Annotated in this window: 27 protein-coding genes; 22 read left to right on the top strand and 5 right to left on the bottom strand. The window is 72.1% G+C overall.

Annotated elements, in window-relative coordinates; translation table 11 throughout:
- The first annotated feature begins 73 nt into the window (after positions 1 to 73).
- The 7 genes from BM288_RS03345 to rplQ all read left to right on the top strand — a co-directional run bounded on the left by BM288_RS03345 (position 74) and on the right by rplQ (position 4,226).
- The gene (locus BM288_RS03345; RefSeq protein WP_143103000.1) at positions 74 to 1,018 is read left to right on the top strand and encodes a BtaA family protein; all 945 of its coding nucleotides are present in this window, start codon (positions 74 to 76) and stop codon (positions 1,016 to 1,018) included.
- 77 nt (positions 1,019 to 1,095) lie between these two features.
- Positions 1,096 to 1,317 (top strand): translation initiation factor IF-1, encoded by a 222-nt coding sequence (gene infA, locus BM288_RS03340; RefSeq protein WP_092915808.1) that lies wholly within the window; start codon positions 1,096 to 1,098, stop codon positions 1,315 to 1,317.
- Between the two features lie 64 nt (positions 1,318 to 1,381).
- The gene (rpmJ, locus tag BM288_RS03335; RefSeq protein ID WP_092915806.1) at positions 1,382 to 1,495 is read left to right on the top strand and encodes a 50S ribosomal protein L36; all 114 of its coding nucleotides are present in this window, start codon (positions 1,382 to 1,384) and stop codon (positions 1,493 to 1,495) included.
- Between the two features lie 151 nt (positions 1,496 to 1,646).
- Complete coding sequence (gene rpsM, locus BM288_RS03330; protein ID WP_092915804.1) at positions 1,647 to 2,024, top strand: 30S ribosomal protein S13; 378 nt, start codon at positions 1,647 to 1,649, stop codon at positions 2,022 to 2,024.
- A 21-nt stretch (positions 2,025 to 2,045) separates the two neighbouring features.
- Entirely contained in the window at positions 2,046 to 2,444 is a 399-nt protein-coding gene (gene rpsK / locus BM288_RS03325) for a 30S ribosomal protein S11 (RefSeq protein WP_092915802.1), read from the top strand.
- Positions 2,445 to 2,543: 99 nt separating this feature from the next.
- Positions 2,544 to 3,533, top strand: coding sequence for a DNA-directed RNA polymerase subunit alpha (locus BM288_RS03320; RefSeq protein ID WP_092915800.1), 990 nt, complete (start codon positions 2,544 to 2,546; stop codon positions 3,531 to 3,533).
- Between the two features lie 36 nt (positions 3,534 to 3,569).
- Positions 3,570 to 4,226, top strand: coding sequence for a 50S ribosomal protein L17 (rplQ, locus tag BM288_RS03315; protein WP_092915798.1), 657 nt, complete (start codon positions 3,570 to 3,572; stop codon positions 4,224 to 4,226).
- A 52-nt stretch (positions 4,227 to 4,278) separates the two neighbouring features.
- On the opposite strand, the gene BM288_RS03310 is transcribed toward rplQ, so the two are convergent.
- Positions 4,279 to 6,207 (bottom strand): glycoside hydrolase family 15 protein, encoded by a 1,929-nt coding sequence (locus BM288_RS03310; protein ID WP_092915796.1) that lies wholly within the window; start codon positions 6,205 to 6,207, stop codon positions 4,279 to 4,281.
- Positions 6,208 to 6,310: 103 nt separating this feature from the next.
- Between BM288_RS03310 and truA the strand changes: the two genes are divergently transcribed.
- A complete protein-coding gene (truA, locus tag BM288_RS03305; RefSeq protein WP_092915794.1) occupies positions 6,311 to 7,138 on the top strand; it encodes a tRNA pseudouridine(38-40) synthase TruA in 828 nt (275 codons plus the stop codon).
- A 33-nt stretch (positions 7,139 to 7,171) separates the two neighbouring features.
- Here the strand turns inward: truA and BM288_RS03300 are convergent, their stop codons facing one another.
- On the bottom strand, positions 7,172 to 7,816 hold the full coding sequence (locus BM288_RS03300; RefSeq protein ID WP_092915792.1) for an HAD hydrolase-like protein: 645 nt from the start codon (positions 7,814 to 7,816) through the stop codon (positions 7,172 to 7,174).
- A 106-nt stretch (positions 7,817 to 7,922) separates the two neighbouring features.
- On the opposite strand from BM288_RS03300, the gene BM288_RS03295 reads away from it, so the two are divergent.
- The 4 genes from BM288_RS03295 (at position 7,923) to glmM (ending at position 11,813) form a co-directional block, all read left to right on the top strand.
- Positions 7,923 to 9,353: a DivIVA domain-containing protein gene (locus tag BM288_RS03295; protein ID WP_092915790.1), complete on the top strand. Its 1,431-nt coding sequence runs from the start codon at positions 7,923 to 7,925 to the stop codon at positions 9,351 to 9,353.
- A 157-nt stretch (positions 9,354 to 9,510) separates the two neighbouring features.
- Positions 9,511 to 9,957, top strand: a complete 447-nt coding sequence (gene rplM / locus BM288_RS03290; RefSeq protein ID WP_092915788.1) for a 50S ribosomal protein L13 — start codon at positions 9,511 to 9,513, stop codon at positions 9,955 to 9,957.
- Between the two features lie 20 nt (positions 9,958 to 9,977).
- On the top strand, positions 9,978 to 10,457 hold the full coding sequence (gene rpsI, locus BM288_RS03285; protein ID WP_092915786.1) for a 30S ribosomal protein S9: 480 nt from the start codon (positions 9,978 to 9,980) through the stop codon (positions 10,455 to 10,457).
- A gap of 3 nt (positions 10,458 to 10,460) precedes the next feature.
- Entirely contained in the window at positions 10,461 to 11,813 is a 1,353-nt protein-coding gene (gene glmM, locus BM288_RS03280) for a phosphoglucosamine mutase (RefSeq protein ID WP_092915784.1), read from the top strand.
- 7 nt (positions 11,814 to 11,820) lie between these two features.
- Here the strand turns inward: glmM and BM288_RS03275 are convergent, their stop codons facing one another.
- Positions 11,821 to 12,366: a CGNR zinc finger domain-containing protein gene (locus BM288_RS03275; RefSeq protein WP_177220231.1), complete on the bottom strand. Its 546-nt coding sequence runs from the start codon at positions 12,364 to 12,366 to the stop codon at positions 11,821 to 11,823.
- Between the two features lie 103 nt (positions 12,367 to 12,469).
- On the opposite strand from BM288_RS03275, the gene BM288_RS03270 reads away from it, so the two are divergent.
- Positions 12,470 to 13,423 (top strand): EamA family transporter, encoded by a 954-nt coding sequence (locus BM288_RS03270; RefSeq protein WP_092915780.1) that lies wholly within the window; start codon positions 12,470 to 12,472, stop codon positions 13,421 to 13,423.
- 3 nt (positions 13,424 to 13,426) lie between these two features.
- Here BM288_RS03270 and coaA read toward each other — a convergent pair whose 3' ends face one another.
- On the bottom strand, positions 13,427 to 14,359 hold the full coding sequence (gene coaA / locus BM288_RS03265; protein ID WP_092915778.1) for a type I pantothenate kinase: 933 nt from the start codon (positions 14,357 to 14,359) through the stop codon (positions 13,427 to 13,429).
- A 33-nt stretch (positions 14,360 to 14,392) separates the two neighbouring features.
- Here coaA and glmS point away from each other — a divergent pair, with 33 nt between their 5' ends.
- From glmS to BM288_RS03225, 8 genes are all read left to right on the top strand, one after another.
- Entirely contained in the window at positions 14,393 to 16,240 is a 1,848-nt protein-coding gene (glmS, locus tag BM288_RS03260; RefSeq protein ID WP_092915776.1) for a glutamine--fructose-6-phosphate transaminase (isomerizing), read from the top strand.
- A gap of 42 nt (positions 16,241 to 16,282) precedes the next feature.
- Complete coding sequence (locus BM288_RS03255) at positions 16,283 to 16,648, top strand: holo-ACP synthase (RefSeq protein ID WP_092915774.1); 366 nt, start codon at positions 16,283 to 16,285, stop codon at positions 16,646 to 16,648.
- On the top strand, positions 16,648 to 18,567 hold the full coding sequence (gene tsaE / locus BM288_RS14555; protein WP_092915772.1) for a tRNA (adenosine(37)-N6)-threonylcarbamoyltransferase complex ATPase subunit type 1 TsaE: 1,920 nt from the start codon (positions 16,648 to 16,650) through the stop codon (positions 18,565 to 18,567). Before BM288_RS03255 ends, tsaE begins: the two co-directional genes overlap by 1 nt.
- Positions 18,564 to 19,175: a tRNA (adenosine(37)-N6)-threonylcarbamoyltransferase complex dimerization subunit type 1 TsaB gene (gene tsaB / locus BM288_RS03245; RefSeq protein ID WP_318255305.1), complete on the top strand. Its 612-nt coding sequence runs from the start codon at positions 18,564 to 18,566 to the stop codon at positions 19,173 to 19,175. The genes tsaE and tsaB overlap by 4 nt, the downstream gene beginning before the upstream one ends.
- The gene (gene rimI / locus BM288_RS03240; protein ID WP_318255304.1) at positions 19,175 to 19,765 is read left to right on the top strand and encodes a ribosomal protein S18-alanine N-acetyltransferase; all 591 of its coding nucleotides are present in this window, start codon (positions 19,175 to 19,177) and stop codon (positions 19,763 to 19,765) included. Before tsaB ends, rimI begins: the two co-directional genes overlap by 1 nt.
- Entirely contained in the window at positions 19,762 to 20,820 is a 1,059-nt protein-coding gene (gene tsaD, locus BM288_RS03235) for a tRNA (adenosine(37)-N6)-threonylcarbamoyltransferase complex transferase subunit TsaD (RefSeq protein ID WP_092915770.1), read from the top strand. The genes rimI and tsaD overlap by 4 nt, the downstream gene beginning before the upstream one ends.
- A gap of 145 nt (positions 20,821 to 20,965) precedes the next feature.
- Positions 20,966 to 21,262 carry a DUF4190 domain-containing protein gene (locus BM288_RS14395; RefSeq protein ID WP_177220230.1) on the top strand — a complete coding sequence of 99 codons (297 nt, stop codon included), beginning with the start codon at positions 20,966 to 20,968 and terminating at the stop codon, positions 21,260 to 21,262.
- 98 nt (positions 21,263 to 21,360) lie between these two features.
- Positions 21,361 to 22,359, top strand: coding sequence for a DUF4190 domain-containing protein (locus BM288_RS03225; RefSeq protein WP_092915766.1), 999 nt, complete (start codon positions 21,361 to 21,363; stop codon positions 22,357 to 22,359).
- 56 nt (positions 22,360 to 22,415) lie between these two features.
- Here BM288_RS03225 and BM288_RS03220 read toward each other — a convergent pair whose 3' ends face one another.
- Entirely contained in the window at positions 22,416 to 23,594 is a 1,179-nt protein-coding gene (locus BM288_RS03220; RefSeq protein WP_092915764.1) for a class I SAM-dependent methyltransferase, read from the bottom strand.
- Positions 23,595 to 23,756: 162 nt separating this feature from the next.
- Between BM288_RS03220 and groES the strand changes: the two genes are divergently transcribed.
- Complete coding sequence (groES, locus tag BM288_RS03215; protein WP_092915762.1) at positions 23,757 to 24,053, top strand: co-chaperone GroES; 297 nt, start codon at positions 23,757 to 23,759, stop codon at positions 24,051 to 24,053.
- Positions 24,054 to 24,056: the final 3 nt, after the last annotated feature.

Genomic DNA, 24,056 nt, shown 5'->3' with positions numbered 1-24,056 from the left:
TCCCAGCCGAGATGCGGCAGGATCGGAGCCATGGGGATGAGGCAGGCGCGCGCATGAGGCGGACGCGATGCTGATGCGCGGCACGCGCCGGCGCGGCCGCTCGAGCGCCAACCCGCGGCAGCGGCTGCTGCACGGCTGGGACTGGTCCGACCCCGGCATCGAGCTCGAGGAGCTCGCCCCCGCCAGCCGTGTGCTGGTCTCCGGCGGCGCCGGCGAGATGATCGCCGTGCTCGCCGACGCGGGCCATCGCGTCACCGTGATCGGCTCGAACCGGAACCAGCTGGAGTACGCGCGCCGACGCGTGGCAGGCGGAGCGTTCGAGCCCGGCGCCGCGGAGCGCCTGTTCGATCTGGGCCGCGGCATGATCCGCGCGGCGAGCCCCGCCTGGAGCCGCCGTCGCGTGCGGCAGTTCCTGCAGGAGAACGATCCGATCAGGGCGTCGCAGGCCTGGAAGGACCGGCTCGACAACCGCACCCTGGCATCCATCCTGAAGACGATGCTCGGGCCGGCCGGCGCGCTGTCCGCGCTGGTCCTGCGCGACTTCTCGACGCCCATCCCGCCCCACTTCGATGAGGCGATCCGCGGCCGTATCGCGCGTGCGCTGCGCAAGCATGCCCCGCGCGACAACCCCTACGCCTGGCGGCTGCTGCTGGGGGAGGAGCTGCCGGGCCATCGGCTGCCGCGCGTCGACGCCGATGCGATCGGCTGGGTCGATGCGCCGCTGCTCGACCATCTCGAGCGCGTCGAGCCCGGCACCTACGACGCCATCACGCTGTCGAACGTGATCGACGGGGCCGACGAGCGATGGGTGCGCGACCTTCGCAAGGCGGCGGTGCGGGCGGTCGTCCCGGGCGGCCCGATCATCGCGCGCTCGTTCGCCACCACCATGGACGACGACGCCGCCAAGCGTGCGCGGCGAGATCGTGCGATGCTGTGGGGCAGCATCGTGGTGCACCGGTCCGACGTCGCTGAGCGCCCCGACACGCCCGGCTTGCAAGTTCACTCACCTTCCGCGTAGAGTTGACCGTTGGTGTCGCGCGCCCTCTGCGCGCGTCACTCGCATGACCGGCAACCAGAAACTTGCAGAAGAAGGCTATGGCCAAAAAAGACGGCGTCATCGAGATCGAAGGAACGGTCGTCGAGGCACTCCCGAACGCGATGTTCCGCGTCGAGCTCTCGAACGGCCACATCGTGCTCGCACACATCTCCGGAAAGATGCGGCAGAACTACATCCGCATCCTCCAGGAGGACCGAGTGATCGTGGAGCTCAGCCCCTACGACCTCACCCGCGGCCGCATCGTCTACCGCTACAAGTAATCAGGCTGCTGGAAAGGAACGGCCCGCGCACCCGCGCGAGCACGAGGCCAGCGAGGAAGCAAACATGAAGGTCTACCCCAGCGTCAAGAAGATCTGCGACAAGTGCAAGGTGATCCGCCGGCACGGTCGCGTGATGGTCATCTGCGACAACCCCCGCCACAAGCAGCGCCAGGGCTGAGCCCCGGCGCTCGCGCTCCTCGGAGCGCGGCGCACAACTGCACAACAGCACCCAGCAGCGGTAAGAGCCCTCTCACGATGGCGACACCTTGGGGAGAGGCCCAGGCACCTCCGCTGCTCCATACCTCTCACCACTCCCTAGGAGACACACGATGGCACGCATCGCAGGTGTCGACATCCCGCGCGAGAAGCGCGTGGAGATCGCACTGACGTACATCTTCGGCGTCGGCCGCACCCGGTCGATCCAGACGCTCGAAGCCACCGGCATCGACCGCAACATCCGCGTGAAGGACCTCACCGACGAGCAGCTGCTCGCGCTCCGCGAGCACATCGAGGCTGCGTTCAAGGTTGAGGGTGACCTCCGCCGCGAGGTGACCGCCGACATCCGTCGCAAGGTCGAGATCGGCTCGTACCAGGGCATCCGCCACCGTCGCGGTCTCCCCGTGCACGGTCAGCGCACCAAGACGAACGCGCGCACCCGCAAGGGCCGCAAGCAGACGGTCGCCGGCAAGAAGAAGGCCGGCCGCTAGGCCGCGTGGAGGTAGAAGAACATGGCAGCTCCCAAGTCCGCGGTCCGCAAGCCGCGCAAGAAGGACAAGAAGAACATCGCAGCGGGCCACGCCCACATCAAGTCGACGTTCAACAACACGATCGTCTCCATCACCGACACCACCGGGGCCGTCGTCTCGCAGGTCTCCGGTGGCGGCGTCGGCATGAAGGGCTCGCGCAAGTCGACCCCGTACGCCGCACAGCTCGCCGCTGAGTCGGCCGCGCGCCAGGCGCAGGACCACGGCATGAAGAAGGTGGACGTGTTCGTCAAGGGCGCCGGTTCGGGCCGCGAGACGGCGATCCGCTCGCTCCAGGCCGCCGGCCTCGAGATCGGTGCGATCCACGACGTGACGCCGCAGGCGCACAACGGCGTTCGCCCGCCGAAGCCCCGCCGCAACTAAGTCGCTCCAGCCGGGCAGGCACCTTCTGCCTGCCCGGCCATCCGCCGTCACTGAACACGCGAGTCATATAGCGGACTCGCGACCGAAAGGAACCGACACGTGCTGATCGCCCAGCGCCCCACTGTCACCGAGGAGACCGTCTCCGAGCACCGCTCGCGGTTCACGATCGAGCCGCTCGAGCCTGGCTTCGGCTACACCCTCGGCAACTCACTCCGCCGCACCCTCCTCTCGTCGATCCCCGGCGCTGCTGTCACCAGCATCCGCCTGGACGGCGTGCTCCACGAGTTCTCGACGATCGCGGGGGTGAAGGAGGACGTCACCGAGATGATCCTCAACATCAAGCGCCTCGTCGTCTCCTCCGAGCACGACGAGCCCGTCGTCGCCTACCTCTCGCGCCAGGGCGCGGGCACGGTGACCGCGGCTGACATCACGGCGCCCGCCGGCGTCGAGATCCACAACCCCGAGCTGGTGCTCGCGACGCTGAACGACTCGGCGAAACTGCAGCTCGAGCTGACGATCGAGCGTGGCCGCGGCTACGTCTCGGCCGCGCAGAACCGCGACGAGTTCGCTGAGGCCGGGGTCATCCCGATCGACTCGATCTACTCGCCCGTGCTCAAGGTCACCTACCGCGTCGAGGCGACCCGTGCCGGTGAGCGCACCGACTTCGACTCGCTCGTCGTCGACGTGGAGTCGAAGCCGGCGATCTCGCCGCGCGACGCCATCGCGTCGGCCGGCCGCACGCTCGTCGAGCTGTTCGGCCTGACGCGCGACCTGAACGCGGAAGCAGAGGGCATCGAGATCGGGCAGGCACCCGCCGAGGCCATCGGCTCGGGCGAGCTCGCCACGCCGATCGAGGAGCTCGACCTGTCGGTCCGCTCGTACAACTGCCTCAAGCGCGAGGGCATCAACACGGTGTCCGAGCTCGTGGCACTGAGCGAGACGCAGCTGATGAACATCCGCAACTTCGGCCAGAAGTCGGTCGACGAGGTGAAGGACAAGCTCGTCGAGCTGGGCCTCTCGCTCAAGGACGCGGTGCCCGGCTTCGACGGCGCCCACTTCTACAGCGGTTACGACGAGGACGCTCGCTGAACGCGGGCCGACTGAACAACTAGAGGGATACGAATCATGCTCAAGCCCACGAAGGGACCCCGCCTCGGAGGCGGCCCCGCCCACGAGCGCCTGCTGCTGGCGAACCTCGCGGCCGCGCTGTTCACGCACAAGTCGATCAAGACGACCGAGACGAAGGCCAAGCGCCTCCGCCCCGTCGCTGAGCGCCTGATCACGTTCGCCAAGCGCGGCGACCTGCACGCGCGTCGTCGTGTGCTCGGCGTCATCGGTGACAAGGGCGTCGTGCACGAGCTCTTCACCGAGATCGCTCCGCTGGTCGCTGAGCGCGAGGGCGGCTACACCCGCATCACGAAGCTCGGCTTCCGCAAGGGCGACAACGCCCCGATGGCGCAGATCGAGCTCGTGCTCGAGCCGGTGCAGAAGAAGGCCTCGAAGTCGAAGGCGTCCGCTGCCGCCAAGTCGGCCGCCGCCGACCAGGAGGCCTCGGAGGCGAAGGCTGCAGAGGCCAAGGCCGCTGACGCCGAGGCCGAGGCCGAGGAGACCACCGAGGCCGCGGAGGCGACCGACGAGTCGCCCGCGCAGGACGCTCAGGTCGAGGCTGACGAGGCCGCCGCCGAGGCTGCGGACGCCGAGGCCGCCGAGGCGCAGGACGTGGCGCAGGACGCCGCGACCGGTGCCGCGTCGAAGGAGAACACGCAGCGCGACGGCAAGTAGTCGCAGCACGCACGGGGAGGGGCATCGCAGCACGCGGTGCCCCTCTTCTGCGTCAGCGCTCCGGCGTCGCCTCGTCCTGAGGCTGCGGCGAGACCGCGGGATCCGGCTCGCCCGGCTCGCTGAGCGAGCCGTGGGCCTGCTCGCGCTCGGCCTCCTTCTGCTCCGCCTCAGCCGACTCGGCCTGCGCGGCACCGGCCTGCTGCCGCTCGGCCTTCGCGATCTCCGTCGCCGCCAGCACGAGGCCGAGGTGCGAGAACGCCTGTGGGAAGTTGCCCCAGTGGCGACCGGTCGCGGGGTCGATCTCCTCGGCCAGCAGCCCGACGTCGTTCCGCATCGACACCAGCTGCTCCATCAGCCGCTCCGCGTCGTCGACCCTGCCCGCCTGCGCGTAGGCGGTTACGAGCCAGAAGCCGCACAGCACGAACGGGAACTCGTGGCCCTCGAGGCCGTCGACGCCGGTGGTGCGATATCGCAGCGGGACGCCCTCGACGAGCAGATCCTGCTCGATGCGCGCGATCGTGCCGAGGAAGCGCGGATCGGTCGCCTCGACGATGCCGATCGTCGGCAGCTGCAGCAGCGAGGCGTCGACCTCACTGGTGCCGTAGTGCTGGCGGAACGAGCCGGTGGACTCGTCGAAGCCGCGCGTCAGCACCTCCTCGCGCAGCGCATCCCGCAGCGCGATCCAGCCGGTCGGGTCGCCCTCGCAGCCGTCCTCCTCGATGGCCCGGACGCCGCAGTCGAAGGCAGCCCACATCATCGCCCGCGAGTGGGTGAAGAAATGCGGCTCGCCGCGCATCTCCCACAGCCCCTGGTCGGGCTCTTCCCAGTGGGTGGCGAGCTCGTTGAGCAGTGCCCGCTGCATGCGCCACGAGTCCTGGGTGTCGTCGAGGCCGATCTCGCGCAGCCGCTGCAGGGTGAGCATGACCTGTCCGAGCACATCGTGCTGCCGCTGGTCGGCCGCGCCGTTGCCGATGCGCACGGGTGCGGCGCCGCCGTAGCCCGGCAGGTGCGGGAGCTCGCGCTCGACGAGGTCGCGGCCGCCGTCGCGCCGGTACATGATGCGCATGTCCTGCGGGTCGCCCGCGATCGCCCGCAGGAGCCAGTTGCGCCAGAGGTCGACCTTCTCGGAGAGCCGCACGGCGAGCATCGCGTCGACGGTGAGCGACGCGTCGCGCAGCCAGGTGAAGCGGTAGTCCCAGTTGCGCTCGCCCCCGGGGGCCTCCGGCAGCGAGGTCGTGGGCGCGGCGAGAATGCCGCCGGTCACCCCGTCGGTCAGCGAGCGCAGCACCAGCACGCTCGTCTGCACCGCCTCGAGGTACGGCCCCTCGTAGTCGAGCTCGCGCAGCCACTCAGCCGACTCGGCGACCGTCGTCTCCACGATCTCCGACTCGCCCACCGGGCCGGCGAAGGGCCGCCACGAGTGGCGCCAGCAGAGGTCGAGCACGATCCGGTCGCCCTCCCGCACCGTGAAGGTCGAGCGGTGCCGGTGGCCGTCGGCGCGCGGCAGCTCCGGTCCGCGCAGCACCAGCCGGTCGGGGCCGGCGATCGCGACCAGGATCTCCGTGCCGTCCTCCCGCAGGCGGCGGAACCACGGCGGCACGCTGCCGTAGCCGAAGCGCACGACGAGCTCCTGCTCGAGCTCGACCTCGCCGGCGATGCCCTCGATGATGCGCACCACGTCGGCCCGGTCGTCGCCGGTGGGCATCGCATCCGTCACCGTGACGCTGCCGGTCGCCGTCGCGTGCGTCGTCTCGAGCACGAGGCTTCCCGGCAGGTAGCGGCGAGTCGACTCCGCCTCGGCGCTCGGCCCGATGCGCCAGTGCCCGTGCTCGGGGCCGCCGAGCAGCGCCGCGAAGCACGCGGGCGAGTCGAAGTGCGGCAGGCACAGCCAGTCGATCGAGCCGTTCCGGCCGACGAGCGCGGCCGTCGTCCGGTCGCCGATCAGTGCGTAGTCCTCGATGGCCAGGGTGTCGTTCGGCATGCCGCGAGGCTATCGGGACGCCTCGGCGGCGGGGGCAGGTCGCGTTCAGGATCGGCGCATCCCGTGGGCCGGCAGAGCGCTGCAGCGCACGTAGGCTGACGGCATGCCGCGCATCCGCCTCGACCTCGCGTACGACGGCGGCGGCTTCGCAGGCTGGGCCGCGCAGCCGGGTCTGCGCACCTGTCAGGGCGAGCTCGAGCGGGCGCTGACGACCATCGCGCGGGAGCCGGTGCGCGTGGCTGTCGCGGGCAGGACGGATGCGGGCGTGCATGCGAGCGGGCAGGTCGCGCACGCCGACGTGCCCGACGCACTGGTGCCCGGCGACCCCGACGCCGCGCAGCGGCTGGCGCTGCGCCTGTCGCGCCTGGCCGCGCGCGGGGGTGATCTCGTGGTGCGCGCCGTCTCGCCCGCGCCCGCGGGCTTCGACGCACGCTTCTCGGCCGTCTCGCGCTCGTACCGCTACCGCATCATGGCGAGCGCAGCGGCCGACCCGCTCGAGCGGCACACCGCCGCGCACGTGCCGCAGCCGCTCGATGTCGACGCGATGCAGCGCACCGCGGAGGCACTGGTGGGGCTGCGCGACTTCGCCGCCTTCTGCAAGCCGCGCGAGGGCGGGACGACGATCCGCGAGCTGCGCGCGTTCACGTGGCAGCGGGAGGGCGCGCTGCTCACCGCGGCACTGACGGCGGATGCGTTCTGCCACTCCATGGTGCGCGCGCTCGTGGCCGCATGTGTGCGGGTGGGGGAGGGCAGGCTCGGGCTCGCCCAGGCGGCCGCGCTGCTCGACGAGCGCAGCCGCTCTCCGCTCACCGGCCTCATGCCCGCGCACGGGCTGACGCTGGTCGCGGTCGGCTACCCGCCCGACGACCTGCTCGCACAGCAGGCCGAGCGCGCCAGGGCACGGCGCAGCGCATCCGACCTGGACGCCTGAGCGCTCTCCGGCGCTTCGCGCGAGCCGGCGGAGTCAGGCCGCGAGCACCAGCGCCAGCTCGTCGACCGACTCGACGATGCGGGTCGCGCCGGCGGCCTCGAGCTCGGCGCGGCCGCCGTAGCCGTAGGCGACCCCGATCGAGCGCATGCCCAGCTCGTGCGCCGAAGCGATGTCGTTGACGCGGTCGCCGACCATCACCAGCTCGGCGGCGGGCAGGCCGATGGAGCCGACAGCGCGCGCGATCACGCTCGCCTTCGAGTGGCCGACCTCGCCGTCGACGCGGCCGTGCACCCCGCGGAAGCGGTGGCGCAGCGCGTAGTGGTCGATGACGGTCTCGGCATCCGGCTGCAGCTTGTGGGTGGCCACCGCGAGCGGCCGGCCCGCGTCGTCGAGGGAGGCGATCAGCCCCTCGACGCCCGGGTAGAGCGTCGAGTCGACCAGACCGCCGGCAGCCTGGCGGGCGCGAAAGGCGAGCAGCGCCGCCTCGATCTCGGCGGGCGTCCGGCCCGCCTCGCCGAGCACGGTCACGAGCGGCGGCCCGAGCCATTCGAGCAGCTCGGCCTCGCCGGGCACCTGCCATCCGACCGACACGTGCATGTGCCGCAGGCTCGCGAGGAGCCCCGGCTTGGAGTCGGTGAGGGTGCCGTCGAGGTCGAAGATGATGCCGCTGGGAGTCATGTCCCACCATGATCTCAGGTATCTGATCGGGCTCGCCGGCTGTTCGCGCGCGGCTTAGACTGGAGCACGGTTGCCGAGGCGTTCGGCGGGAGTCGAGAGGCACGGCATGGCGGAGCAGCAGCAGGCGTTCGATCAGGTCTTCCGGGGCTACGACCGCGAGCAGGTCGATGCTGCGATGGCATCGCTGCGCGGCGAGCTCGATGAGCTGCGCGGCCAGGGCGAGACCGCCGCACTCGCGACCGAGGCGCGCGTGCAGCACCTGAGCGAGGACCTCGACGCCGCCATCGCGCGCGCCGATCAGGCGGAGGCCCGCATGCTGCGCCTGGCGCAGCAGGTGCAGACGCTCGACGAGGAGGGCGCCGACGACACCACCCCCGAGGGCGACGGCGAGGAGGGCCGGCAGACGCGCGTGCGCTTCGCCGAGATCCTCCGCGTCGCCGAGGATCAGGCCTCGACGCTCGTCACCAACGCCTCGACCTCGGCCGAGCGCATCCTCGACGACGCGAATGCCGAGCGCGACCGCATCCGCAAGGAAGCCCAGGAAGAGGCAGCCCGGGTGCTGCAGGAGGCGCAGCACGAGGCCGAACTCGCGCGCCGCCGCAGCGAGACCGAGCAGACCGCGCACCGTGCGCGCATCGAGACAGAGCTCGGATCACTCGGCGAGAAGGTGTCGCAGGCCGACCGTGAGGCGCAGGTGCTGCTGGGCGAGGCCGAGCGTGCCGCCGCGGCGATGCGCGCTCAGGCGCAGCGAGAGACCGACGACCTGAAGCTCGATGCAGACCGCATCGTGCGAGAAGCCAAGGCGCGCAGGGTCGAACTCGACGCCGCCATCACTCGCCGCCAGGACGACGCCCAGCAGGAGTTCCTGCGCCTGCACAGCCAGGCCGTCGCCCACGCCGAGCGCATCACGAGCGACGCCAACGACAAGGTCGCCTCCGCGCTCGCGCACGCCAAGCACGTGGCCGAGCAGTCGGAGGCCTACGAGCAGCTCTCGAAGGCGCAGGCCGCGCAGATCGAGGCGAGCGCGAAGGCCCGAGCGTCCTCGATGCTCGATGAGGCCCGGCAGCGTTCGCAGTCGATCGTCGACACGGTCACGAAGCACACGAAGGACGTGCTGCGCGACGCCGAGGACCGCACCCGCTCGCTGCGCTACCAGCAGACCCAGCTGAACGGCTTCATGGCAGAGGTGCAGTCGCTCATGCACGTCGCCGACGCCGCGGACCCGCGCACCTGGAGCGCTGCGGGCTCCGAGGCGGCCGCCGGCCCCGACGATGCGGTGGCGGATGCCTCCACGGCGTCGAGCGCGCCGGCCGCGGTGCCGTCCGTGGCCGCGGAGGACCGTGTGGTCGTACCCGACTCGCACACCGCATCCGCCCCTGACACCGACCCGCTCGCAGACCTCGCCATCGAGGTGGACGAGCCCGTCGAGGGCGAGCCGCTCGAGGACGGCGCCGAGCCGTCGACCACGAGCGAGCAGGTCGTCGACGTCGTCTGGCACGAGGAGGACGAGGAGTACGACCCGGCGATCGACCGCTGAGGTTGACCGACGGGGGATCGGGCGACTATGCTCGATCCTTGGTGCGCACAGCCTGTGCGCTCCCGAATGAGCCCTCCACCGGATCGTTCCCGCAGCATCGCTGCCGGAACACCTCGGAGTGGGATTCACGACCATCCATTCGATCAGTGAGGCATCAATGACTCGCACGTATTCGCCCAAGGCGGCGGACGTCCAGCACAACTGGATCGTCATCGACGCCACCGACGTGGTGCTGGGCCGTCTGGCCAGCCACGCAGCCGCCATGCTCCGCGGCAAGCACAAGCCGACCTTCGCCCCGCACATGGACATGGGTGACTTCGTCATCGTCGTCAACGCGGAGAAGGTCGCCCTGACAGGCCAGAAGCTGGCCAAGAAGGTCGCCTACAGCCACTCCGGCTACCCGGGCGGCCTCCGCGCGGTCGGCTACGAGGAGATGCTCGACCGCTACCCGGTCCGCACCGTCGAGAAGGCCATCCGCGGCATGCTGCCGAAGAACTCGCTCGGCCGCGCCCAGATCAAGAAGCTCAAGGTCTACGCAGGCCCCGAGCACCCCCACGCGGCGCAGCAGCCCACCCCCTACACGTTCGACCAGGTCGCCCAGTAGGGCGCGAGGAGACACCAGACATGGCGAAGATCGCAGACTCCATCGAGGCTCCTGAGAGCTTCTCGACCGAGACGCCGGCAGCTGAGGCTCCCAAGGCTCCTCGCGTCGTCAACATCGGCGGCCAGGCCGTCGGCCGTCGCAAGCAGGCAATCGCCCGCGTGCGACTGATCCCCGGCTCCGGCTCGTACACCGTGAACGGCCGCACGCTCGAGGACTACTTCCCGAACAAGCTGCACCAGCAGCTGATCAACGACCCGTTCACGCTCCTCGAGCTCGCGGGCAGCTACGACGTGATCGCCCGCATCTCGGGCGGCGGCCCCTCGGGCCAGGCCGGCGCGCTGCGCCTCGGCATCGCTCGTGCGCTGAACGAGATCGACGTCGAGAACAACCGTCCGGAGCTCAAGAAGGCCGGCTTCCTCTCGCGTGACGCTCGCGTCATCGAGCGCAAGAAGGCCGGTCTCAAGAAGGCCCGCAAGGCGCCGCAGTACTCGAAGCGCTGATCCATGTCGCGCCTGTTCGGCACGGATGGAGTTCGAGGCCTCGCGGGGCTCGACATCACGGCAGAATCGGCGCTGGCGCTTGCACAGGGCGCCGCACTCGTGCTCGGGCGACATGCCCGGCAGGAGGGGCGGCGCCCTGTCGCAGTCGTCGCGCGCGACCCCCGCGTCTCGGGTGAGTTCATCGTCGCGGCCGTCTCGGCAGGCCTGGCCTCCAGCGGCATCGACGTGCTCGACGCCGGCGTCATCCCGACGCCGGCTGCCGCCTACCTGGTGGCCAGCATCGGCGCCGACTTCGGCGTGATGGTCTCGGCGTCGCACAATCCGGCGCCGGACAACGGCATCAAGTTCTTCGCCACCGGTGGACGCAAGCTGCCCGACGCGGTCGAGGACGAGATCGAGACCGCGCTCGGCGGCGCCCCGCTGCGCCCCATCGGCGCGGAGGTGGGCACCGTGCGCCGCTTCGCCGACGCCGAGGACCGCTACCTCGTGCACCTGCTGGGCACGCTCGACGTGAGCCTCAAGGGCCTCCACGTCGCGCTCGACTGCGCGCACGGCGCGGCCGCCGGCGTCAGCCCGCAGGCGTTCGCCGACGCCGGCGCGACGGTGACCGTGATGGGCAACGACCCCGACGGCATCAACATCAACCGCGAGGTCGGCTCGACCCACCTCGAGCAGCTGCGCGAGCTGGTGGTCGCATCGGGCGCCGACCTGGGCATCGCCCACGACGGCGACGCCGATCGCTGCCTCGCGATCGATGCGGCAGGCAACGTCGTCGACGGCGACCAGATCATGGCGCTGCTGGCGCTGTCGGCCAAGCGCCGCGGGCTGCTCACCGACAACACGCTCGTGGCGACCGTCATGTCGAACCTCGGCCTGAAGGTCGCGATGGACGAGCACGGCATCGCGCTCGTGCAGACCGCCGTCGGCGACCGCTACGTGCTGGAGGCGCTCGGCGAGTACGGCCTCTCGCTCGGCGGCGAGCAGTCGGGCCACATCATCTTCTCGGCGCACGCCACCACCGGCGACGGCATCCTCACCGGGCTGCAGATCGCCGCGGAGATGGCGCGCACCGGCCGTTCGCTGCAGGAGCTCGCCGGCGTGATGCAGGTCTACCCGCAGGTGCTCATCAACGTCACCGGCGTCGACCGGCTGGGCCTGCGCGGCAATCAGCAGATCGCCGACGCCGTCTCGAAGGCGGAGACCGAGCTGGGGGAGCAGGGCCGCGTGCTGCTGCGCCCCTCGGGCACCGAGAAGATCGTGCGCGTCATGGTCGAGGCGAACGAGCAGCACCGCGCGCAGTCGATCGCCGACGAGCTCGCCGACCTGGTGCGCGCCGAGCTGAGCGTCTCGGCATAGCGACGGGCTAGCCGAGGTGCGCCGTGTGGCGCGCCCGGAACGCGGCGACGTTGGTGCGCGACTGGCAGGTGGTCGAGCAGAAGCGCCGGGAGCGGTTGCGCGACTGGTCGAAGAACATCCGCTCGCACCGCCCGTCGCCGCAGCGCTTGCAGCGGGAGGTGTCGTCGGTGCGCACGAGGTCGACGAAGGCCATCGCGGCGTGCACCGCGACGGCACTGTGCAGCGGCGCGCCGGGTGGCACGCCGTGCAGGTGCCAGTCGAAGGGTCCGTGCCGCACGAGCCTCGGCCGCGCCTCGTTCGCGTCGAAGATCGCATTCGCCATCCTGGCGGCCTCGTCCCGATCGGCATCCCAGAGCGCCTCGATCGTTGGCAGCTGCGCCCACGTGCCCTCCGCATCCGCCTTCGTGGCACCGCTGGCGCCCGGGAACGACCACTCCGAGCACAGCCGGCGAAGCTGCGACGCCGTCTCGAGGGCGCCCTCGCGATGCCGGTTGCAGAGCTCGGCAATGAAATCGAGCGTGTGCATGAGCTCTTGCGGGTGGTGCAGCGGCACGGTGCGTTCCTCTAGGCTCACGACTGTCAGGGCCCACGGTCGTGACACCCGTGCCCCGTCGTGGTGAGCACGATCGTAGCCCTTGAACTGCAAGCTGGTGGTCATGCCATCTCGTCGCCCGGTCGGGCTCGCCCTCGCGCTCGCGAGCGCTGCCTCCTTCGCGCTCTCGGGCATCTTCGCGTCTGCGCTGCTCGATGGCGGCTGGAGCGCCGGCGCGGTCACGCTCGTGCGCATCGCCGGCGGCGCGCTCGTGCTGCTGGTGCCGACCCTCTGGATGCTGCGAGGCAGATGGGATGCGGTGCTGCGGTCGTGGCGGGAGGTGGTGGTGCTCGGCGTGCTCGCCGTCGCGGTGTGCCAGCTCGCGTTCTTCAGCGCCGTCGCCTACATCGACCCCTCGCTCGCCCTGCTGATCGAGTTCCTCGGGCCGGTGCTGCTGGTGTTCTACAGCTGGGCCAGGACGCGTCGCGCGCCCGCGGGGCTGACGTTCGCCGGCGCCGCGGTCGCGCTGCTCGGCCTCGGCCTGATCTCGGGGATCGGCGGCGAGGCGCTGCATCCTGTGGGCGTGCTGCTCGCGCTCGGCGCGGCCGTCGGCAACGCGGGCTACTGGGCCTCGGCGTCGAAGGCCGACTCCGAGCTGCCGCCGGTCGCGCTCGCGGGCCTCGGGCTGATCGTCGGCGCCGTCGTCCTCGGCCTCGCCTCGGCGACCGGCCTGCTGCCCTTCGTCGCGACCGCCGCGCCCGTCGTGCTCGCGGGCTCGACGATGCCGTGGTGGCTGGCCATGGGCATGCTCATCCTGCTCGCGACCTCGCTCTCCTACGTGCTGGGCATCCTGGGCGCGCGCCGGCTGGGCGCCACGCTCGCGAGCTTCGTCGGCTACTCGGAGCCGATGTTCGGCATCCTCTGGACGGCGCTGCTGCTGGCCATCCTGCCCACCGGCATGCAGTGGGTGGGCGCCGCGGCGATCATCGCCGGGGTGCTGCTCGTGCGGTTCGGCCAGGTGCGGCGGCCGCGGCCCACGAGGGGGCCGGCGATCGTCGAGGGCATCCCGAGTCCCTGAGCCTCAGAGCTTGCGCAGCAGCACCGAGCGGATGGTGTGGTCGTCGGCCTTCCGCAGCACCAGGTCGGCGCGCGGCCGGGTGGGCAGGATGTGCTCGACCAGGTTGGGGCCGTTGATCGAGTCCCACACGTCCTCCGAATACATCCGCGCCTGCGTGCGCGTCATGTCCGCGAAGCGGTGGAAGTACGACTGCGGGTCCTGGAAGGCGCTCTGCTTCAGCGCCCAGAACCGGTCGATGTACCACTCGCGGATCGCGCTCGTGCGCGCATCCACGTAGATCGAGAAGTCGAACAGGTCGCTCACGGCGAGGTGCGAGCCGGCGGGCGGCGGCTGCAGCACGTTGAGGCCCTCGACGATGAGGATGTCGGGCCGGCGCACCACGACCTCCTCGCCGGGCACGATGTCGTAGGTCAGGTGCGAGTAGACCGGTGCCCGCACCTCGGCCTCGCCGGCCTTCACCCGCGAGACGAAGCCCAGCAGCGCCCGCCGGTCGTACGACTCGGGGAAGCCCTTGCGCTCCATCAGCCCGCGCTCCTCGAGCACCCGGTTGGGGTGCAGGAAGCCGTCGGTGGTGAGCAGCTCGACCCGGGGCGAGCCCTCCCAGCGGCGCAGCAGCTCCTCGAGCAGCCGCGCGGTGGTCGACTTGCCCACCGCGACGCTGCCGGCGACGCCGATGACGAAGGGGGTCGGATGCGCGGCCGTGCCCAGGTAGGCGTGCGTCTCCCGGTGCAGACGGGCGGCGGACTCCTGGTACAGGCTCACCAGGCGCGAGAGCGGCAGGTAGACCTCCGCCACCTCGCGCAGCTCGAGCCGGTCGCCGAGGCCGCGCAGTCGCCGCACCTCGTCCTCGGTGAGCGGGTTCGGCATGCGGGGGGCGAGCCGAGCCCAGTCGGCTCGCTCGATCTCGACGAACGGCGACTGGATCGGGTGCGACACGAGCGCGAGCCTACCGCCGGTACGATTGTCGCCATGTGTGGAATCGTCGGGTACACCGGGCAGCGCAGCACCGTCGAGGTGCTGCTCGAGGGGCTCAGTCGGCTCGAGTACCGCGGCTATGACAGCGCCGGTGTCTCGGTGCTCGACGGCGACCGCGTCGCGCTGCGCAAGAAGGGCGGCAAGCTGGCCGTGCTGCGCAGCAGCCTCGAGGATGCGCCGCTGCCCGACGAGGGCGCCGGCATCGGGCACACCCGCTGGGCGACGCACGGCGGCCCGACCGACGAGAACGCCCACCCGCACCTGGGCGACGACGGCAGGCTCTCGCTCATCCACAACGGCATCATCGAGAACTTCGCCGCGCTGCGCGCGGAGCTCGAGGCCGACGGCGAGACCTTCCTGAGCGAGACCGACACGGAGGCCGCCGCCAAGCTCGTCGGCCGCGCCTTCCGCGAGACCGGCGACCTCACGACGGCGATGCAGCAGGTGGTCGCGCGCCTCGAGGGCCAGTTCACGCTGCTCGCGGTGCACGCCGAGCAGCCCGGCGTGGTCGTCGGCGCCTGCCACAACTCGCCGCTGCTGCTGGGCTACGGCGAGGGTGAGCACTTCCTCGGCAGCGACGTGAGCGCCTTCGTGAAGTTCACGCCCGACGCCGCGGCCCTCGACAACGACCAGATCGTCACCATCACCGCCGAGGGCGCATCCGTCACCGACTTCGACGGCAACCCGGTCGAGCCCAAGCGCTTCGAGGTGAGCTGGGATGCGTCCGCCGCCGACAAGGGCGGCTGGTCGTCGTTCATGGCCAAGGAGGTCGCGGAGGGCCCCGAGGCCGTCGCGAACACCCTGCTCGGCCGCCTCACCGACGACGGCGTCGACCTGGGCGAGCTCGGCGTGCTCGACGAGGAGACGCTGCGGGGCATCCAGCGCATCGTCATCGTCGCCTGCGGCACCGCGAACTACTCCGGCCTGGTCGGCAAGTACGCCATCGAGACCTGGGCGCGCGTGCCGGTCGAGGTCGACCTGGCGCACGAGTTCCGCTACCGCGACCCGATGCTCGGCGAGCACACGCTGGTCATCTCCATCTCGCAGTCGGGCGAGACCATGGACACGAAGATGGCGGTGCAGCACGCGAAGGCGCAGGGCGCCCGCACGCTGTCGATCTGCAACACGCAGGGCGCCACCATCCCGCGCGAATCGGAGGCGGTGCTCTACACGCACGCCGGCCCCGAGGTCGCCGTCGCCTCCACCAAGGCGTTCCTCGCGCAGGTGATCGGCCAGCTGCTGTTCGGCCTGCACCTGGCGAAGGTGCGCGGCACCATGACCGACGAAGCCATCGCCGAGGTGGTGCGCGAGCTCAAGGAGCTGCCGGACGAGCTGCGCCAGGTGCTCGCCGAGCAGGCGTCGGTGCACGAGCTGGCGCACTGGATGAGCGACACCCGCGCGGTGCTCTTCCTCGGCCGCCACGTCGGCTACCCGGTCGCGCTCGAGGGTGCGCTGAAGCTCAAGGAGATCAGCTACATCCACGCCGAGGGCTTCGCCGGCGGCGAGCTCAAGCACGGCCCGATCGCGCTGATCGAGCCCGGCCAGGTCGTCTTCGTCGTGGTGCCCAGCCCCCGCAACCAGCCGGTGCTGCACTCGAAGATCATCAGCAACATCCAGGAGATCCGCGCCCGCGGCGCGCGCGTGATCGCGGTCGCTGAGGCCGGCGACGCGGCGGTCATGCCCTACGCCGACGTGGTGCTGCGGGTGCCGCTGACGCTGCCGATGCTCGAGCCGGTGCTGCAGGTCGTGCCGCTGCACATCTTCGCGCTCGAGCTCGCGACCGCGAAGGGCCTCGACGTCGACCAGCCGCGCAACCTGGCGAAGTCGGTCACGGTCGAGTGATGCGGATGCGGTCGGTCGCGTCATGATCGTCGGGGCTGCGCCGTGATCGTGGGCCTGGGCGTCGACGTGGTCGACCTGGCGCGCTTCGAGCGCGCCGTCACCCGCACCCCGAAGCTGCTCGAGCGGCTGTTCGACGCCGAGGAGCTCACCGCCGACGGCCAGCCGCGCTCGATCCACTCGCTCGCTGCCCGCTTCGCCGCGAAGGAGGCAGCGCAGAAGGCGATCGGCACCACCGCCGGCACCCGCTGGGTCGACTACGTCGTGCTGCAGGCCGCCGACGGCAAGCCGTCGCTCGAGCTGCGCGGCACCGCCGCGGAGCGCGCCGCCTCGCTCGGCATCGCGCGCCTGCACCTGTCGATGAGCCACGACGCCGGCATCGCCATCGCGACGGTCATCGCGGAGTCCTGATGCGCGTCGACGTCGACAGCGCGGCGATCACCGCGAACGTCCGCGCGCTGCGGGCGATCATCGGTGTGCCCGTCTGCGGCGTCGTGAAGGCCGACGGCTACGGCCACGGGGCGCTGCGCTCGGCGACCGCCATGCTCGACGGCGGTGCGGCGATGCTGGGCGTCGTCGACCTGCAGGAGGCGCTGGCGCTGCGCCGCGCCGGCATCGACGCGCCGCTGCTGGCCTGGCTGCACGGCGCGGGCACCGACTTCCGGGTCGCCGCCGCGCACGAGATCCAGGTGGCGGTCTCGTCGATCGCGCAGCTGGAGGCCGCGGCTGCCGCGGGCGCCACCATCCACCTGAAGCTCGACACGGGCCTGGGCCGCAACGGCATCGCCCGCGGCGATCGCGCGCGGGCGATCGCCCGCGCGATCGAGCTCGCGCGCGGCGGCGCGCGCATCCGCGGCGCCATGTCGCACCTGGCCGGCAGCAGCCGCGAGGCCGACCTCGCGCAGGTCGCCGACTTCGCGGCCGCGCTCGAGCAGGCGGCGCCGCTGGGCCTCGAGGTGCGGCACCTCGCGAACTCGCAGGGCGCGCTGGCGCTGCCCGAGGCCCGCTTCGACCTGGTGCGCATCGGCATGGCCGCGTACGGCATCGACCCGAACGGCCCGGCCGGTGGCGATGGCGCGGCCGCAGCTTCCCTGGGGCTGGTGCCTGCGATGCGGGTGACCGCCGCGTTCGTCGACGGCGTCGCGAGCTGCGGCCTCGACGACGGCCTGCTGCCCGCGCTCGGCGCACCGGTGCGCATCGGCGGGGAGACTGCTCGCGTCGTGGCGATCGACCCGTGCCGGCTGCGCATCGAGCCGGCGCTCACCGGCGAGGGCGTGCTGTGGGGCGATCCGGCGACAGGGGACCCGAGTGCGGATGCGTGGGCCGCGGCCGCGGGCACGATCGGCTACGAGACGGTCACCAGGATGGCCGCCGCGCGCCGCGGCAGCGCCGCTGCCGCAGATGCCGGCACCGCCGTCACCGCGGACGCCGCCACCGCGCCGCGCCGAGTGCTCGAGCTCGGCCTCGACGGCGAGCCCCAGCGGCTGCTGGGCGAGGTGATCGGCGTCAAGCGCGCCGAGGCGGGGCTCGGCATCTCCTACGGCGGCGAGTACGTGACCCCTGGCGAGACGACCCTCGCGCTCGTCGGCCTCGGCTACGCCGACGGCGTCACCCGCTCGGCGAGCGGCCGGCCGGCGGTGCTCGCGGGCGAGGCGCACCCGATCCGCGGGCGGGTGGCCATGGACCAGGTCGTGCTCGACATCGGCGACCGCCTCGCGAGCGTGGGCGACCCGGTCGAGCTCGCCCACGCATCCGCCCCCGAGCTCACCGGCATGATCGGTGCTCGTGTCGCGGTCGAGCTGGCCGGCTCGATCGCCGACGCCGACGAGATGGAGTCGCTCGGCTTCGCGATCGGCGCGCGGCTGCGCGCGGGCGACGCCGTGCTGCTGATCGGCCCGCTCGGCGCCGGCAAGACCACCCTCACCCGTGGCATCGGGGCCGCGTTGGGCGCGCGCGGCACGGTGCAGAGCCCCACCTTCGTGCTCGCCCGCACGCATCGCACCGCCGCCGGGCCCGCACTGCAGCACGTCGACGCGTACCGGCTGCTGACGGACGACGACGAAGAGGCCGAGCTCGACGACCTCGATCTCGACCTCGAGGGCGCCATCACGGTGGCGGAGTGGGGCGCGCCGCTCGAGCACGCGCTGGAATCGTGGCTCCGGGTGGAGATCGAGCGGCCCGTCGCCGGTGACGACGACGACGGCGACGGCGACGTCTCGCCCCGCACGGTGCGGCTCAGCGGGCACGGGCCGGCGTGGCCCGCCGGACGCGTGCGCGGCCTCGCGGCTGATCGCGCCGCTGATGACGACGAGAGGCAGGAGCGGGCATGACGCAGCAGGGCATGACGCAGCAGGGCATGACGCAGCAGGGCATGGTGCTGGCGATCGACACCTCGCTCGGCACCTCCGTGGCGGTGGTCGACGGCGATGCGGTCATCTTCCGCGAGCACGCCGCCGACACCCGGCGCCACGCCGAGCACCTGGGCGGCATGCTCGAGCGAGCGCTCGAGGGCCGTCGCGAGCGCATCGGGCTGGTCGTCGCCGGCATGGGTCCCGGCGCGTTCACCGGACTGCGGGTCGGCATCGCCGCGGCACGTGCGGTCGCGCTCGGGCTGGGCGTGCCCTGCCGCGGCGTGGCGAGCCACGCGGGCGTGACGAGCGGCAGCGCTCAGGTGACGACGGATGTGCGGCGCAAGGAGCGCGCCTGGAGCATCGTGATCGACGGGCTGGTCGCCGATGGCCCGCACCTGGCGCCGGCCGACGAGGTGCCGCCGCCCGCCGGCGAGCACGCGGGGCTCGAGCGCATCGATGCGGCGGCGGTGGACGCCGCCCTTCTCGTGCTGGGGGTGGCGCGCGGCGCCGCCGAGGTGGGGCAGGCGCTGTACCTGCGCGACGCCGATGCCGTGCCCTCCGCCGGCCCGAAGCGGGTGAGCCAGTGATGCCCGGCCAGGAGAGCGGTGTACCCGAGGACGCGATGACGCAGCATGCCGACCAGTCACCCCCCGCGACGTTCCGCATCAGGACGGCCACCGCATCCGACCTCGACGCCATCATGGCCATCGAGCGGGCGTCGTTCGGCGCCAGCGCCTGGGAGGCCGAGACCATGCGGGCCGAGATCGGCAGCGAGTGGGGCCGGTACATCGTGGCCGAGGAGATCGCCACGGATGGGTTCGCTGGCGAGCGGACAGCTGCCGAGAGCGCTGTCGCCGAGGGGGCCGACGCCGCGGACTCGCACCGGGCGCTCGGCTACGCGGGGCTGCGCTCGGTGGGTGTGGAGGGCGACGTGCAGACGATCGCGGTCGTCGAGGAGGCGCGCGGGCGCGGCATCGGGCGCGCGCTGCTGGCCGAGCTGCTCATCGAGGCCGAGCGGCGGGGCGTGCGCGAGCTCTTCCTCGAGGTGCGGGCCGACAACCCCGTCGCGCGCGCGCTCTACGAGTCGGTCGGCTTCGGCGAGATCGGTGTGCGCCCGCGCTACTACCAGCCGGAGGACGTCGACGCCGTCGTCATGAAGAAGGAGATGCTGCGATGAGCGCATCCGCTGCCCCGGTCGTGCTGGGCATCGAGACGAGCTGCGACGAGACGGGCGTCGGCATCGTGCGCGGCACCGCGCTGCTCGCCAACCGCATCGCCTCGTCGATGGAGCTGCACGCGCGCTTCGGCGGCGTCGTGCCCGAGATCGCCGCCCGCGCGCACCTCGAGGCGATGGAGCCGACGATCCGCGCGGCGCTCGTCGACGCGCAGCTGACGCTCGACGACATCGACGCGGTGGCCGTCACGGCGGGTCCCGGCCTGGCGGGCGCGCTCATGGTCGGCATCGGCGCGGCCAAGGGCCTCGCGACCGCGCGCGAGCTGCCGCTCTACGGTGTGAACCACCTGGTCGGGCACGTCGCGGCGGACGTGCTCTCGGGCGAGCCGCTCGAGCTGCCGACGATCGCGCTGCTGGTCTCCGGCGGCCACACCTCGCTGCTCCTCGTGCGCGATCTCGCGGGCGACGTCGAGCTGCTGGGCGAGACGATCGACGACGCCGCGGGCGAGGCCTTCGACAAGACCGCCCGGCTGCTCGGCCTCAGCTACCCCGGCGGGCCCTCGATCGACGCCGCTGCCGTCGGCGGCGACCCGCGCGCGATCGCCTTCCCACGCGGTCTCACCGCGCCGAAGGACCGCCAGAAGCACCGCTGGAACTTCTCGTTCTCGGGCCTGAAGACCTCGGTCGCGCGCCATGTCGAGCGCGCCCAGGCCGCCGGGGAGGCGCTGCCGACCGCCGACGTCGCCGCGAGCTTCCGCGAGGCCGTCGTCGACGTGCTGATCGCGAAGGCGCTCGACGCGTGCCAGGCGCACGGCATCCCGCGGCTGCTGCTGGGCGGCGGCGTGGTCGCCAACGCTCGGCTGCGCGACGTCGCGATCGAGCGCTGCGAGGCCGCGGGCGTGACCCTGCGCATCCCGCCGCTCGAGCTCTGCACCGACAACGGCGCGATGATCGCTGCGGTCGGCGCGATGCTCGTCGCGCGTGGCGATGCTCCCAGCCCCGCAGGCTTCGCCGCCGAGTCCACGCTCGAGGCGAACGTCGTGCAGGTCGTGGAGTGAAGCGCATGCCCAGGTCGGGCTGGCAGGATCGGTTGCGGAGCGTCGGGAGAGGCGGAGCCTGAGTCAGGCAGGATGGCAGCAGCCCGCGTGGCAGCAGCCCGCATGGGGCACAGCCCCGGCGGCCATGCCCGCGCAGCCGCACCCGATGCAGTGGACAGCACCGACGCATCCGGGACCGAGGACCGATCTGCTGGCTCTGCTCGCGATCGGTGCTGCGGCGCTCGGCACCACCGTCTTCGTCGGGCTCGGCTCGCTCGCGGCGATCGTGCTGGGCTTCATCGCGCTGGGCCGCATCAAGCGCACGGGTGACGACGGCAGGCTGCTGGCGATCTGGGCGATCGTGCTCGGCATCGTCACGATCGTGGCGCTCGTCGCCAGCACGATCATCGGCATCGGCGCGTTCATGACGATCGTCGAGCGGTTCGGCTCGCTGGGCGTCTGACGGCGTCCACCTCGCGCGCACGATTCATCCAGACTTCGCCTGCGCGCCGCGCGATACGGTGGTGCTCGCGCACCCGCGCGCCGCAAGGAGGTATCCCCGTGAGCGACCAGTTCCCGCCGGCCGACGACCGTTTCCGTCGACCCGATCAGGATCAGCCTGAGCAGCCGAGCGCCGCGTCGGCAGATGGTGCGCAGGCGGGCGACCCCGCGAGCGCGCCGCCGGCCGCCGACTTCGGCCAGCAGGCCGAGCAGGCGCCCTCGTTCGGCCAGTCGCAGGATGCCCCTGCCGCTCCGGCGGCGCCGTCATACGGCGATCAGAGCCAGTCGCAGGCGCCGTCCTACGGCCAGCCGCAGGAGGCGCCGGACTACGCCCAGCAGCAGCCGCACGGGCAGCCGGCCGCGCAGCAGGGCTACGGTCAGCCCTCCGCGCAGGAGCCGCCCGCCTACGGCCAGCAGTCCGCCTACGGCCAGCAGCCCGCCTCGGCCCCGTACGGCCAGCAGTCCGCCTACGGGCAGCAGCCCGACGTGTCGCAGCAGCCGTACGGTCAGCAGCCCGACGTGGCGCAGCAGGCCTACGGGCAGCAGCCCGGCTACGGCACCAGCGCCCCCTCCTACGGTCAGCAGCAGTACGGCCAGCAGGAGTACGGGCAGAGCGCCCCGGCCGACCAGGGCTACGGCCAGCAGCCCGCCGCCTACGGCCAGCAGCCCGCCGCCTACGGCCAGCAGCCGGCGTACGGCCAGCAGACCTCCTACGGCGATCCGGCGGCCGCCGGCTACGGCCAGCAGGCCGCGTACGGCCAGCAGCAGGGCTTCGCGCAGCCGGGCGAGAAGAAGTTCAGGGGCATCACGATCGCCGCCCTGATCTTCTCCGGCCTCGGCGTGCTCTTCACCTTCGTCAGCGGCTTCGGCACCCTGCCCGGCATCGTCGGCGCGATCCTCGGCTTCGTGGCGATGAAGAAGAACCCCGAGGCGAAGCCATGGCCGCTCATCGCGGCCATCGTGGGCATCGTGGCAGCGATCGCATCGCTCGTGGTGTTCACGGTGCTCGCGGTGCAGTGGATCAACTACTTCACGGCCCTCGGACAACTCGGCGTCTAGCGCTCCGGCACCGTCGACGCCCCTGCCAGCCGTGCTGGGCGGGGGCGTCGTCGCGTCTACGCCCGATCGGCGAGGATGGCCCGGTGCCGCCCGCCGACGCGCGTCGCGAAGAGCGTCGCGCGCTCGTCGCCGGCGAGCTTCAGCCGCTTGCGCAGGGTGGCCGGGTCGATGTCGGCGCCGCGCTTCTTGATCTCAAGCTCGCCGATGCCGAGCTCCCGCAGCCGCTGCGCGATGCGGCGCTCGTCCAGCGGCAGGGTCTCGCGCACCCGGAACGCCTGCGCGAGCGGCGTCGAGGCCTGCCGAGGCCCGCTCAGGTAGGCGATGCCGTCGCTGATGCTCGTCGCACCCAGCTGCTCGGCGAGCGTGCCGATGAGCTCGGCCCTGATCACCGCACCGGCCGGCTCGTAGAGCCACTCGGCGAGCTCACCGGGCTCGGGGTGTGCGGGCTCGCCGGAGAGCTCCGCCGCACCGCCGTCGCCGAGCACGAGCGCGCTGCGGGCGACGCCCTGCCGCGCGAGCGACCCCGTCCACACCACCGCCTCGACCGTCTCCAGCCCATCGGTCACCCACTGGTGCTCGGCCTCCGCGGGCAGCAGCGCGCGGTCGATGCCGGGCGCGAGCTTCACTCCCGCCGGCCGCTCGGCCGCGCGCGCGAAGACCCGATCGAGTGGCGGCGACCAGTCACCCGGGTCGCTCAGCCGCCTGCGCCCGTCGCGGCGTGCGGGGTCGAACCAGAGCGCCTCCCCGTCGACGGGTGTCTCGAGGGCGTCGCCGTGCACGACGGATGCGTGCCAGGCGGCCAGGTTGTACGTCGCGATCGCGGCCGTCACCTCGTCCCGCTCGACCGCGGTGACCTCGAGCCCGAGGGTGGCGAAGGCGAGCGAGTCGGCACCGATGCCGCACCCCAGGTCGGCCACCGAGACCATGCCGGCCGAGCGCATCCGCCCCGCATGGTGCGCGGCGACGCGCAGCCGCGTCGCCTGCTCGAGCCCCGCCTCGGTGAAGAGCATCTCGGTGGCGAACTCGCCGAACTTCGCGCGCGCCCTGCGGCGCAGCTTCGCCTGCGTGAGGACGGCGGCGACCAGCCGGGGGTCGTGCCCCTCGGCCCGCAGCCGGGTCACCTCGCGCACGACGTCGCGATCGTCGAGCCCGGTGCCGTCGGGACCCGCCTCGACGCGCTCGAGCAGCGCCAGCCCGTCGGCGGACAGCAGCGCGCGCAGCTCTTCGGCATCCATGGCTCCAGTGAAGCACCGCGGGCGCGTGCCGCGCCGCCCTGGCGTGCGCGGCACGCGAGCGATTGGCACTCATGTTGACCGAGTGCCAATCGAGCGCCTAGGCTTGGGCTGTTGTCCGGTGCATCCGGGCAGACCCCAAAGACTGAGAAGAAAGAGGCAACCGTGTCGGTTTCCATCAAGCCGCTCGAGGACCGCATCGTCATCCAGCAGGTCGAGGCTGAGACGACCACTGCAAGCGGTCTCGTCATCCCTGACACCGCCAAGGAGAAGCCCCAGGAGGGCGAGGTCGTGGCTGTCGGCCCCGGTCGCATCGACGACAACGGCAACCGCGTCCCGATGGACGTCTCCGTGGGCGACCGCGTGCTCTACTCGAAGTACGGCGGCACCGAGGTGAAGTACGGCGCCGACGAGTACCTGGTGCTCTCGGCGCGCGACGTGCTCGCCATCGTCGTCCGCTGACGC

This window comes from Agrococcus baldri (genome assembly GCA_900114805.1).
In the GTDB taxonomy this organism is placed as follows: domain Bacteria; phylum Actinomycetota; class Actinomycetes; order Actinomycetales; family Microbacteriaceae; genus Agrococcus; species Agrococcus baldri.
Note: the sequence above shows the minus strand (reverse complement) of the source record. Positions and strands in the feature narration are given on the sequence as shown.